Here is an 11,514-nt window from a genome sequence, read left to right as displayed (position 1 = left end):
TAGAAAAACAATGGATTGTTAAGGAGTGAGTATATAAATGGAAGAAAATCAACAAGTAGATAGTTTACAATTAGTCGTTATCACAGGTATGAGTGGTGCTGGTAAAACAGTTGCTATTCAAAGTTTTGAAGATATGGGATTCTTTTGTATTGATAACTTACCACCAAGTTTAATTCCAAAGTTTTGGGAATTAATTAAAGAGTCAGGAAAAATTGCTAAAATTGCGTTAGTGATTGATTTGAGGTCTAGAGGATTTTTTGAAGAATTACAAAACATGCTCATTGAAATTGAAAATACAAAGATGATTGACACAACAGTGATGTTCCTAGATGCCTCAGACAAAGAGTTAGTTTCTCGTTATAAAGAAACAAGACGTGCTCACCCTATGGCGATGGATGGCCTAGTAACAGAAGGTATTGATAAAGAACGTGCCTTATTAACTGAAATTAAAGCAGAAGCGCAATTAGTGATTGATACAACAAAACTGACACCACGTGAATTACGTGAACAAATTATTCATCATTTTAAAGAAGAAGAAGATGTGTCAACATTTAGAGTTGAGTTAGTATCATTTGGTTTTAAATATGGCTTACCTATTGATGCTGATATTGTAATGGACGTCAGATTTTTACCAAACCCTCACTATGTCGATGAATTACGCCCCTTAACAGGTAAAAATCAAGAAGTTTATGATTATGTTATGACATCAGAGTTAACAGAAGATTTTTATCAAAAATATGAAGATTTAATTTTAAGTATCTTACCAGGATATATTAAAGAAGGAAAAATGAGTTTAACGATTGCGATAGGTTGTACAGGTGGCCAACATCGCTCCGTTGCTCTAACTGAGCGTTTAGGTGCTAGAATTATGGAAGAGTATAAAGCTAATATTACTCACCGTGATATCTTAAAACGTAAAGAGTCGGTTAATAGATCATGAAAACGTACCGTATAAGAAAGCCAAAAATAGTTGTTATTGGAGGCGGGACAGGTTTACCTGTTATCTTAAAAGGCTTAAGAGACCAAAGTGCTGACATCACTGCTATTGTTACTGTAGCTGATGATGGGGGGAGTAGTGGTTTACTAAGACAAAGTGTGAAAATGAGTCCACCTGGTGATTTAAGAAATGTTTTAGTCGCACTGTCAGATATGCCTAAAACATATGCTGATATTTTTCAGTACCGATTTAAAAAAGAAGATGATTTTTTAGCTAATCATACTGTAGGAAATCTAGTCATTGCTGCTATGTCTGAAATGAAAGAAAGTACCTATGAAGCGATTCAGATTTTAAGTAAATTTATGCATGTGGATGGTCACATTTATCCAGCATCTGAAAATTCAATGACCTTACATGCTAAATTTTTAGACGGGACACATGCAACTGGTGAGAGTTCTATTGCAAGAGAACGAAAAGATATTGATTATGTTTATGTCACTAATTCAGAAGATGGCAAACCCGTTGAGCCAGCTAGAAAAGTGATTTCTTCTATTATGGATGCTGATATGATTGTTCTTGGACCTGGTAGTTTATACACCAGTATTTTACCAAACTTAGTTATCCATGAAATAGGAAAAGCCATTAAAGAATCAAGTGCAGAGGTTGTCTATATTTGTAATATTATGACTCAAAAAGGAGAGACAGAGCATTTTTCTGATGCTGATCATGTGAGGGTATTACATAAACATCTTGGTTCAAATTTTGTTGATACTGTGCTTGTAAATACAGAGCAAGTACCTGATGGTTATATGGATCCAGAAGTATATGATGAATATTTAGTCCAAGTTAGTCATGATTTTAAAGGCTTACGAGAGCAAGAGTGTCGTGTTGTTTCGACGGATTTTCTAGAACTTAGAGATGGTGGTGTCTTCCACGATGGCACAAAAGTAGTTGAGGAATTGTTCCGATTAGTATTTGGAACGAAATATTAAAGAGTGAGGTGAGTCAAGATGTCTTATGCATCAGATGTCAAAAAAGAACTAACAACACTTGAGGTTCATAAAGAGCATGCAAAGGCTGAATTGGCAGCTTTAATTCGAATGAATGGTTCAGTGACACTAGCTAATCATCATTTTGTATTAAATGTACAAACTGAAAATGCAGCAATAGCTAGACGAATTTATACCTTATTAAAGGACCATTATCAAGTTAATAGTGAACTTTTAGTACGTCGTAAAATGAAATTAAAGAAAAATAATGTCTATATTGTTAGACTAAAACAAGAAACAAAAGCTGTATTAAGTGATTTAGAAATTATGGACGGCATGATGTTTAACCTCAACGCGGCACCTTCTATTATGGGGAATGAACAAAAGATGCGCTCTTATTTAAGAGGGGCATTTTTAGCAGGTGGCTCAGTAAACAATCCAGAAACTAGTCGATATCATTTAGAAATCTACTCTATGTATGAAGAACAGTGTGAAGATTTATGTGAGATGTTAAAATTCTACGGCTTAAATGGTCGTGTGATTGAGAGGCGTTCTGGATTTATCACTTATTTAAAAGGTGCCGAAGAAATTGCTGATTTTTTAGTTTTAATTGGTGCTACAAACGCCATGTTAAAATTTGAGGATGTCAGAATTGTTAGAGATTTAAGGAATTCCGTGAATAGACTAATGAACTGTGAAAATGCTAATATGAATAAAACGGCAGATGCAGCAAAGCGTCAAATTGAAAATATTCGTTTGATTGAGTCAACTGTTGGGCTAGATCAATTACCAGAGCGCCTTAGAGAGGTGGCAGTTGTCCGCTTAGAGCATCCTGAAATTAGTTTAAAGGAGTTAGGTGAGTTAATCCCATCTGGTCCAATAACTAAATCAGGTATCAATCATCGTATTCGTAAAATTAATGAATATGCGAGTGAATTAAGTTAGTATAAACTTAACCAGGATAAAAATATTAAGTTATTTTTATACCTGGATTTTTTATATTTTTAGGGCATAGTGTTAATTGTTTTAGTGTAAAAACTTTGTGATTTCATGTTATACTTAATATAGAAAATGTACGTAAAGGAGCTGGGAAAATGTTCACAAAGAAACAAGTGTGGGAAACATACATAACGGCACAGCATGTTGATGCTACAGTTGTACCGCAACGTATTGCTGAGTCTTGGGATTATTGTTCAAAGAAAAATGTAAACCCTTACCTGTCTTATGAATTAGATGAAGTTCCCCAACCAACATTAACTCTCGTCCGTAAAGAATTACAACAAGTTATTAGACTAGTTAAAGATGAGATTTTTCGTCTATCAGACTTTTTTTATGTAAAGAAACCCTTATTTGTGTTAACTGATGCAAAAGGTGTCATTATTTGGCGAGATGGGCATCATGAGACAAGAGATCAAGCAACTTCGATTAAATTTCATGAAGGGAGTATCTGGACTGAAGATGCAGTTGGAACAAACGCTATTGGTGTGGCTATTAGGACAGAACAACCTGTTGTTGTCACTCAATATGAGCACTTTTCAAAAGCCTCTCATCCTTTTACTTGTACGACCTCTCCGATTTTAGATGCTAATGATCATCCTATTGCTACTTTGACAGTATCTACAATGGAACATGTTAATGAAAGTCAATATACTTTAATCGCTTTGCAGGTTATCACCAAAAATATTCAAAATGAGTTTAAAAAAGAAGCTATAACAACTAAAAAACGTGAGTTATTAGAAGCAATTGGTTCACCTGTTACAAGAGGTGTGATTTGTGACAAAGATAATAATATCGTTGCTGTATCAAAAGAATTTGAAGAAGAATCCTTATCTAAAGATCAAAACATGTTGGTAAGTAAGGGTTTCAATAAAATAACACTGATATTTAGATATTTTTACCAGAGTGGCTAACTTAATGTTGCAATTTAGAAACTTAAAAAAGTTAGTAAAAACAGGTGAATTTAGAGAAGACTTATTTTACCGTATCTATGTGATTCCACTGACACTTCCACCACTTAGGGAAAGACAAGAAGATATTCAAGAGTTAGCTCATTATTTCTGTTTGAAAAAAAATTGGTTCCCTGAATGGTTACCACAAGCCTTAGATATAGCCAAAGATTATGAATGGGCTGGAAATATTAGAGAGTTTCAAAATTTTTTAGAACGATTATATGTCTTTTACCCAATCAAATGCCCGCCTAAAAATAAATTAGAAGAGATGATCCAAGTAGGGGCTATATCTCTGAGACAAACGACTTCTAACACCATACTTCCAGATTCATCAGAAAAAAAATTGATAGAGGCTGTTTTAAAAGAACAACAATACCATATGAGTCGCAGTGCAAAAGAGCTTGGAATAGCACGAAGTACGCTTTATAGAAAAGTAGATAAATATAATATTATCTTACCAGCATAACTCATTTTAATACGTGACAAGCGGAGCAGACTTTGGTTTGCTTCTTTTTTTTGAAAACTGTCTCAAACTGTTGCAACACTTTTGTTTCATTTTTAGAACATTCTTTTGAAAGCGCTATATTATCAACTTCTAAAAGTTGGCACGGTGATTGCTTATATTAAAGTGAGAACGAATAAGGAAGGTGATGAAGTGAGATGTACGATTTAATTGTTATTGGTGCAGGTCCTGGTGGTTACGTATCAGCTATTGAGGCTGCGAGTCTTGGAAAAAAAGTTGCCGTTATTGAAAAGCAAGACATCGGTGGCACTTGTTTAAATGTTGGTTGTATCCCATTCAAATCATATTTAGAACATGCTAAATGGGTTGAAACGCTTCAAGAAGCTAATCAGTTTGGGATTGAGAATCAAATTAATACGATACATTTTGATAAATTAGTCGCTAGAAAAAATAGTGTAGTGAACCAATTACAACGATGATAAAGTAATTTTAATGGGTGAAGATATCGCTGGTGGTACAACGATTGAACACTTAGAAGGAGAAGGTGTTTGGGGTGGTGTGTTTGGTGTTACAAAAGGTCTTGTTGAAAAACATGATTTTGAGCGTGTGATTGATACACCAATCTCAGAAATGGGTTACATGGGAGCAGCAGTAGGTGCAGCAGCAACTGGCCTTAGACCTGTACCAGAATTAATGTTTAACGATTTTATCGGGTTTTGTTTAGATACGATTTTAGCTCAAGGGTCAAAAATGCGCTATATGTTTGGTGGTAAAGCTAAAATTCCCTTAACAGTTAGAACATGTCACGGAGCTGGTGCTTCAGCAGCCGCCCAACATTCAGGTTCTTATTATGGTATGTTTGGTGCGATTCCTGGTGTTAAAGTAGTTGTCCCGTCAAATCCTTATGATGCCAAAGGATTATTACTTGCAGCAATTGAAGATGATAACATTGTGATTTATTCAGAAGACAAAACGCTTTACGGATTAAAAGGTGATGTTCCAGAAGATTACTATACTGTTGAAATTGGTAAGGCTAAAGTAAAACGTGAAGGAACAGATTTAACCATTGTGACGATTGGAAAAATGCTTTATGTTGCTCTTGATGTCGCAACTGAACTAGAAAAATCTGGTGTATCTGTTGAAGTGATCGATTTAATTACAGTAGCACCTTGGGATCAGGAAACAGTAATCAACTCAGTTAAGAAAACAGGACGTTTAATCGTCATTGATGAAGCTAATCCACACAATAATACAGCAACAGATATCGCTTCAATTGTTGGGGATAAAGCATTTGATTATTTAGATGGCCCAATCAAATGTATCTGTGCACCAAATACACCAGTTCCATTTGCAACTAATTTAGAGGCACTTTATTTACCAGATAAAGAAAAAGTATTAAAACAAGCAAATGAATTAATCGAAGACTTAAAATAAAAGGTAGGTGTTAAAACATGGCGGAAAAACTAATTATGCCCACACTTGGGCTAACGATGATAGAAGGTACAGTGGACCAGTGGTATAAACAAGTAGGAGACACAGTAGCAAAAGGTGAAGCAGTTGTCACGATCAGTTCAGAAAAATTAACTCATGATGTAGAGTCTCCAATTGATGGTGTATTATTTAGTATCATAGCTGATGAGGGTGCAGAAGTACCTTGCCAAGAATTAATCGGATACGTGGGAGAAACTGGAGAAGAAATACCTAGTGGTGAAGTAAGTGAGAAGGCTTCTGATGAGGACATAGTAGAAGTAAAAGAGACAAAAGTAGAGACAATAGCTGTAAATCAGCCTCCTACAAGAGATGCAGGTGCGAGAGTTTTTGCCACACCTTTAGCTAAAAAAATGGCCCAAGCCAAAGGATTTAATTTGGAAGAAATTATTGGTACTGGTGGAAACGGACGCATTACAAGACGAGATGTTGAGCGTTTTGTACCAAGTATGCCAGTAGCATCTCAAGTATTATCTGATATTGGTGAAGGACTAGAAGGTATGCGTAAAGTGATTGCTAAGCGTATGCATCAAAGTTTACATCAATCAGCTCAATTAACTCTACATAGAAAAGTTGACATTACTAGTTTACTTACCTTCAGACAAGATTTAAAAGCAAAATCTAATGGCAAGTTATTAAGAAGTGCTCTAAGTATTAATACATTGATGATTAAAGCTGTGACTCTTGCCCTAAAAGAGCACCCAGAGATGAATGCATGGTATGATGGACAAGCATTAGTAACTCATGATGAGATTCACATGGGTGTTGCCGTATCTGTACATGACGGATTAGTTGTACCAGTAATTAGAGATGTTCATCAAAAAGGATTGTCACAAATTGGTGAGGGCTTTGTCACAGTAACATCTCAAGCAGTAGATGGTAGTTTACCTGGAGATTTATATAGTGGATCAACATTTACCATTACAAATTTAGGTAATGCTGGAGTTGAATACTTTACTCCGATTTTAAATACACCAGAATTAGGTATTTTAGGTGTTGGAGCAACAACAAATAAATTGATTTTTGATGATAACAAAGAAATTAAAGAGATTTCTGAATTGCCACTAAGCTTGACGTTTGATCATCAAGTGATTGACGGAGCACCAGCAGCAGAGTTTTTAAGTAAAATCACCTATTATTTAGAAAATCCATATTTATTAGTTGTTTAGATAAAGAAAAACAGAGCCTTCATTAAGGAGACTCTGTTTTTTTGTGTTCTTCTTTTTTAGGGCGTTGGTCAATCACTTTAAAAGAGGTGATAACTGACTCATTGCTCATCTTAAGTACCGTGTAATCAACATCATCAATGGTGACATTAAATCCTTCTGTTATATCAAATCCGTAATGACTAGTAAAGTAACCACTTAAGGTCACATTTCCATTAGGATCTTCTAACGTTGGTAATTTTAAAAGATGAGTAAAGTCATCTAATTCTATCCCACCATCTACAATATAGTGATTGTTACCTAAAGATTTAATTAACGGAGTTTCCATATCTACCTCATCTTGAATATCCCCAACGATTTCTTCAATGATATCTTCGATTGTTACAAGACCAACTGTTCCACCGTATTCATCAACTACAATCGCCATATGTTTATGTTGAACTTGCATCATATTTAGAACAATTTTAATTGGAGAGTTTTCCATAATAAAAATTGTTTTTTCCAAAAATTCTTCGACTAAAGCATTTGGATCAATATAGGCTTCTCTAACTAATTGGGCAAGAGTCACATAGCCTAAAATATCATCTTTTGAATCATCAATAACAGGAAACCTACTGTGTCCACTATCGACCATTTTTTTGATTGATTGTGAAATCGTCAAGCCTTTTTCAATAACATCCATATCCAGTCTGTTAGTCATGATTTCTTTTACTTGGCGGTCATCAAAATGAAACACACGTGATAAGTATTGATATTCTTCTTTATTAATTCCCCCTTTTTGAAAACTATCTTTAGCTACTTGTAATAACTCTTCTTCTGATAGAGTTTCCTCGGACTCTCCTACCATTTTAATACCAAATAAGCGCCCAATGCGATTGGCAGAAAAATTTAAAAACTTAATAAAAGGAGCCATGCATTTGTAGAAAATGTGTAAAGGTTTAGCTACAGCTAAACTAACTTTTTCAGGTTCGACGATACTATATGATTTAGGTAATAACTCACCAACAACAACCTCTACAAAAGTAATAATGATATAAGAAAATACAATTGATAGTGTTAATGTTAAACCTCTGTTAACAGGAAGGTGTGAGAAGAGGGGTTGTAGTATCAGTGTCATAGTAGACTCACCAATCCCCCCAATAATTAATGTTGTCAGTGTGATACCAAGCTGACATGCACTTAAATAATCATCTAAGTGATGTGTCATGTGTTTAGCTAGTGCAGCATTTTTGACTCCTTGCTCCTCTAAAGCTTCTAGTTTTGAGCTTCTAACTTTAACAAGAGCGAACTCAGCTGCAACAAAAATAGCTGTCACCCAAATCATTAAGGCAATAATGATTAATTTTAGAGTGATCATATGTAACCTCTTTTCTTTATTTACTTCTTCCATAAATAATACTTGATCTGTGATTTTTTACTTAATCAGTATACACATAAAAAAAGTGAATTACTAGAAGAAAGCTATCTCATTTATGAATATATTTTACATAAGGGTTAATATTGAGTTAAGAATTAATTAATCTGTGACATTGGTTAAAAGAAAAACACTAAATAGCGATTATTGAAAAACAATATCGTATTTAGTGTCTTACTAGTCAATAGTATTATAACATATCCTTTAATTCTACCATAGAAATCTTTTGGTCAAAAGAGGCATCTCCAACAATGACAGTTGGAACAAAAACGACATTAGCTTTATTTGCTTCCTCTACAATATCAGCTAGCATATTGTCATTATTTTGACGAGTTAAGTTTAATGTGTTTTCTGCATAATCCTCAACCATTTCAAAAGAGTCTAAGTCACCCCAAATATCTTGAGTTTCATAGATAGCATCAATTACTTGAATAGCTGATTTATCATTTGGAATATACTGATGCATAATATTACCCATATCTAGACCTGGCTTTTCTTTATTGAACGGCTTAATAATATGGAGTAAATCACCTGATTCACTTAATTCATTTAAAAAAGCCGATTTTTCGTCCCACCATTGTCTACAAAAAGGACAGCGAACGTTAATAAATTCAACTAGTACTTTTTTAGCCTTCGGATTTCCAAGTTTAATTCCTGTTTTGTGTGTCACATGATTTACTTTAACTTCTGTTTGTCTCATAAGAAGTATCTCCTTTACTTAAGTCCGCTACTATTCACCATGACTTCATCAATTAAACCATATTCTTTAGCCTCTTCAGCAGACATAAAGTTATCACGGTCTGTATCTTTTTCAATGACTTCAATAGGTTGCCCAGTATTTTCAGCTAAAATTTTGTTTAAACGCTCACGTGTTTTTAAAATGTGACGAGCTGCGATTTCAATTTCAGTTGCTTGTCCTTGCGCTCCTCCTAAAGGTTGGTGAATCATAATTTCAGCATTTGGTAAAGCAAAACGTTTGCCTTTTGTCCCAGCTGATAGTAAGAAACTTCCCATAGAAGCAGCCATTCCTAAAACTATAGTTTGAACGTCTGATTTAACAAAGTTCATTGTGTCATAAATAGCTAGACCTGCTGATACACTTCCACCTGGAGAGTTAATATATAGGTAAATATCTTTCTCTGGGTCTTGGGCATCTAAGAATAAAAGTTGAGCAATCACTGAGTTTGCTACTGTATCATCAATCGGTCCACTTAACATAATAATTCTATCTTTTAATAAACGAGAATAAATATCATAAGCACGCTCACCACGGGCTGATTGCTCGATTACTGTTGGTATTAAATTCATAAAAATTCCTCCTAAAAATAAAATCTTTTCAATAATTATAGTTTAACACAAGATAATTATTCTACCTAGAATATAGTGTAATATATTGGTCAACAAAGGTCAAAAAATTAAACTGAAAAATAAAAAGGCTTACATGAGCCTAAAGAAATGACACAATATCTGTGCTATAATCTAATTAACTTAAAGAAAACACGCCTTGAGGGAATCGAACCCCCGTCTCAAGAACCGGAATCTTGTGTGATATCCACTACACTAAAGGCGCATCTACTTTTAATAGTCTACCAAAAATTATATAAATATCAAGGTTAAAAGGAGGATTTATGTAAAAATGCGACTAGATCAACAAATGAGACAGAACCAACAACAAAAACAATCCCAAAAACTTGTGATGACCCAACAATTACAACAATCGATAAATATTTTACAATACGGAACGGATGAACTCTTATCCTTCTTAGAAAATAAATCCCTTGAAAATCCTTTAATGGAAGTCACTGTTGAAACAAGTGATTATGATGAAAAATACACGTCAAGACATATTAAACAACAAGAGAGTGAAAAAACGGAATGGGTGAATCAAGTGCCAGACAATGGTTTATCATTATTTGATTATTTGATTCAGCAAATCCATTTAAATTATAGAGATACTTCTCTTAGAACGTATAGTCTTTTTTTAGTGGAGTACATAGATGTTAATGGTTATTTGACTATTACTTTAGAAGAGGCGTGTGAAAAAACTGGAGCTTCACCAATAAATATGCTAGATGCTTTGACTCTCATTCAGATGCTAGAACCTGCTGGTGTTGGAGCTAGAAATTTACAAGAGTGCTTACTACTTCAAATAGAACGTGATGACCGAGCACCAGATATGGCTTATATCATTGTAGAAGAATTTTTTGAAGAACTAGCGAACCGTAAATGGCTAAAAATTGAAAAGAAATTTGATATTTCTTTAAGTGAGATTCAGCAGATATTTGATTACATCCAAAAATTAACACCTTTTCCAGGTGCTTTATTTGATCAATCAACAGAAAATTTCGTTTACCCAGATTTAATAATTGATATTAATAAAGAGAAGAGACGGATTGACATTGCTAGAACCTCATTTGGCTCACCTAAGATTCAATTTCAAGCTAATTATTTTAAAGAGATGAGTCAATATAAAGATGAAGAAGTTAGTCGCTTTTTAAATGAGAGGAAACAAGAGTTTGATTGGATTAAAAAAGGTGTTGATATGAGAGGGGATACTATTTTAAGAGTAGGAGAGGAGATAGTTCGCAGGCAGCCAGAATTTTTCCTTGATCCAGCCCATCCTCTATCTCCTATGCAGTTAAAAGATATTGCCAAGGCTATTGACGTTCATGAATCAACTGTTAGCCGAGCAGTTAATGGTAAATACTTAGAAACAGATTTTGGCATCTTTGAACTTAGAAGCTTTTTTACAGTTGGCCTATCACAAAAAAATAATGGGGAAGATGTTTCCACACAAGTCATTAAAGCTGATATTCAAAAGTTAATCGACAATGAGGATAAGAAAAAACCATTATCTGATCAAAAAATAGCTGATTTATTAACAAAGAAAGAGTTAAACATATCAAGAAGGACAATCGCTAAGTACCGTGATGAACTAGGGATTAGCGCGTCATCCAAAAGAAAAAGATTTGATTAAGTCCTAGTTTTAGTGAAATATACTTGAATTATTTAATCAAAGTTGTTATGATGTGTTCATAGGGATCTAACAAAGTAAAGATAGTATTTTGTATTGTCCCTTATTTTTTTTAATAAAATGGGTCACAAAAT

At 34.1% G+C, this 11,514-nt stretch carries 11 protein-coding genes, 1 tRNA gene and 1 pseudogene; 9 read left to right on the top strand and 4 right to left on the bottom strand.

What is annotated here, in order from left to right:
• The first annotated feature begins 37 nt into the window (after window positions 1-37).
• The 8 genes and pseudogenes from rapZ to VSF34_RS06390 all read left to right on the top strand — a co-directional run bounded on the left by rapZ (window position 38) and on the right by VSF34_RS06390 (window position 6,995).
• Window positions 38-940: an RNase adapter RapZ gene (gene rapZ / locus VSF34_RS06425; protein WP_326716528.1), complete on the top strand. Its 903-nt coding sequence runs from the start codon at window positions 38-40 to the stop codon at window positions 938-940.
• Window positions 937-1,929, top strand: coding sequence for a gluconeogenesis morphogenetic factor MgfK (gene mgfK, locus VSF34_RS06420; RefSeq protein WP_326716527.1), 993 nt, complete (start codon window positions 937-939; stop codon window positions 1,927-1,929). Before rapZ ends, mgfK begins: the two co-directional genes overlap by 4 nt.
• A gap of 18 nt (window positions 1,930-1,947) precedes the next feature.
• The gene (whiA, locus tag VSF34_RS06415) at window positions 1,948-2,871 is read left to right on the top strand and encodes a DNA-binding protein WhiA (protein ID WP_326716526.1); all 924 of its coding nucleotides are present in this window, start codon (window positions 1,948-1,950) and stop codon (window positions 2,869-2,871) included.
• A 149-nt stretch (window positions 2,872-3,020) separates the two neighbouring features.
• Window positions 3,021-3,836: a GAF domain-containing protein gene (locus VSF34_RS06410; protein ID WP_326716525.1), complete on the top strand. Its 816-nt coding sequence runs from the start codon at window positions 3,021-3,023 to the stop codon at window positions 3,834-3,836.
• 4 nt (window positions 3,837-3,840) lie between these two features.
• Window positions 3,841-4,341, top strand: a complete 501-nt coding sequence (locus VSF34_RS06405; RefSeq protein WP_326716524.1) for a helix-turn-helix domain-containing protein — start codon at window positions 3,841-3,843, stop codon at window positions 4,339-4,341.
• Window positions 4,342-4,535: 194 nt separating this feature from the next.
• Window positions 4,536-4,811 (top strand): annotated as a pseudogene (locus VSF34_RS06400) (FAD-dependent oxidoreductase); the annotation flags it as partial.
• Window positions 4,812-4,830: 19 nt separating this feature from the next.
• Complete coding sequence (locus VSF34_RS06395; protein ID WP_326716523.1) at window positions 4,831-5,772, top strand: alpha-ketoacid dehydrogenase subunit beta; 942 nt, start codon at window positions 4,831-4,833, stop codon at window positions 5,770-5,772.
• Window positions 5,773-5,789: 17 nt separating this feature from the next.
• Window positions 5,790-6,995 carry a dihydrolipoamide acetyltransferase family protein gene (locus VSF34_RS06390; protein WP_326716522.1) on the top strand — a complete coding sequence of 402 codons (1,206 nt, stop codon included), beginning with the start codon at window positions 5,790-5,792 and terminating at the stop codon, window positions 6,993-6,995.
• A 22-nt stretch (window positions 6,996-7,017) separates the two neighbouring features.
• Here VSF34_RS06390 and VSF34_RS06385 read toward each other — a convergent pair whose 3' ends face one another.
• The 4 genes from VSF34_RS06385 to VSF34_RS06370 all read right to left on the bottom strand — a co-directional run bounded on the left by VSF34_RS06385 (window position 7,018) and on the right by VSF34_RS06370 (window position 9,976).
• Window positions 7,018-8,382: a hemolysin family protein gene (locus tag VSF34_RS06385; RefSeq protein WP_326716521.1), complete on the bottom strand. Its 1,365-nt coding sequence runs from the start codon at window positions 8,380-8,382 to the stop codon at window positions 7,018-7,020.
• Between the two features lie 214 nt (window positions 8,383-8,596).
• Complete coding sequence (locus VSF34_RS06380; RefSeq protein WP_326716520.1) at window positions 8,597-9,106, bottom strand: thioredoxin domain-containing protein; 510 nt, start codon at window positions 9,104-9,106, stop codon at window positions 8,597-8,599.
• A 14-nt stretch (window positions 9,107-9,120) separates the two neighbouring features.
• Window positions 9,121-9,714 carry an ATP-dependent Clp endopeptidase proteolytic subunit ClpP gene (gene clpP, locus VSF34_RS06375; protein WP_326716519.1) on the bottom strand — a complete coding sequence of 198 codons (594 nt, stop codon included), beginning with the start codon at window positions 9,712-9,714 and terminating at the stop codon, window positions 9,121-9,123.
• Between the two features lie 190 nt (window positions 9,715-9,904).
• Window positions 9,905-9,976: transfer RNA gene (locus VSF34_RS06370), tRNA-Arg, on the bottom strand.
• A 66-nt stretch (window positions 9,977-10,042) separates the two neighbouring features.
• On the opposite strand from VSF34_RS06370, the gene rpoN reads away from it, so the two are divergent.
• The gene (rpoN, locus tag VSF34_RS06365; protein WP_326716518.1) at window positions 10,043-11,383 is read left to right on the top strand and encodes an RNA polymerase factor sigma-54; all 1,341 of its coding nucleotides are present in this window, start codon (window positions 10,043-10,045) and stop codon (window positions 11,381-11,383) included.
• Window positions 11,384-11,514: the final 131 nt, after the last annotated feature.

The sequence above is a fragment of the Vagococcus jeotgali genome (assembly GCF_035918315.1).
GTDB classification, from domain to species: Bacteria; Bacillota; Bacilli; order Lactobacillales; family Vagococcaceae; genus Vagococcus; species Vagococcus jeotgali.
Note: the sequence above shows the minus strand (reverse complement) of the source record. Positions and strands in the feature narration are given on the sequence as shown.

What these genes read in the sequence shown, in the direction of transcription:
- VSF34_RS06390 (WP_326716522.1), top strand. Translation starts at nt 5,790, where the DNA reads ATGGCGGAAAAACTAATTATGCCCACACTTGGGCTAACGATGATAGAA.
- VSF34_RS06405 (WP_326716524.1), top strand. Translation starts at nt 3,841, where the DNA reads ATGTTGCAATTTAGAAACTTAAAAAAGTTAGTAAAAACAGGTGAATTT.
- rapZ (WP_326716528.1), top strand. Translation starts at nt 38, where the DNA reads ATGGAAGAAAATCAACAAGTAGATAGTTTACAATTAGTCGTTATCACA.
- VSF34_RS06385 (WP_326716521.1), bottom strand. Translation starts at nt 8,382, where the DNA reads ATGGAAGAAGTAAATAAAGAAAAGAGGTTACATATGATCACTCTAAAA.
- VSF34_RS06395 (WP_326716523.1), top strand. Translation starts at nt 4,831, where the DNA reads ATGGGTGAAGATATCGCTGGTGGTACAACGATTGAACACTTAGAAGGA.
- VSF34_RS06410 (WP_326716525.1), top strand. Translation starts at nt 3,021, where the DNA reads ATGTTCACAAAGAAACAAGTGTGGGAAACATACATAACGGCACAGCAT.
- mgfK (WP_326716527.1), top strand. Translation starts at nt 937, where the DNA reads ATGAAAACGTACCGTATAAGAAAGCCAAAAATAGTTGTTATTGGAGGC.
- VSF34_RS06380 (WP_326716520.1), bottom strand. Translation starts at nt 9,106, where the DNA reads ATGAGACAAACAGAAGTTAAAGTAAATCATGTGACACACAAAACAGGA.
- whiA (WP_326716526.1), top strand. Translation starts at nt 1,948, where the DNA reads ATGTCTTATGCATCAGATGTCAAAAAAGAACTAACAACACTTGAGGTT.
- rpoN (WP_326716518.1), top strand. Translation starts at nt 10,043, where the DNA reads ATGCGACTAGATCAACAAATGAGACAGAACCAACAACAAAAACAATCC.
- clpP (WP_326716519.1), bottom strand. Translation starts at nt 9,714, where the DNA reads ATGAATTTAATACCAACAGTAATCGAGCAATCAGCCCGTGGTGAGCGT.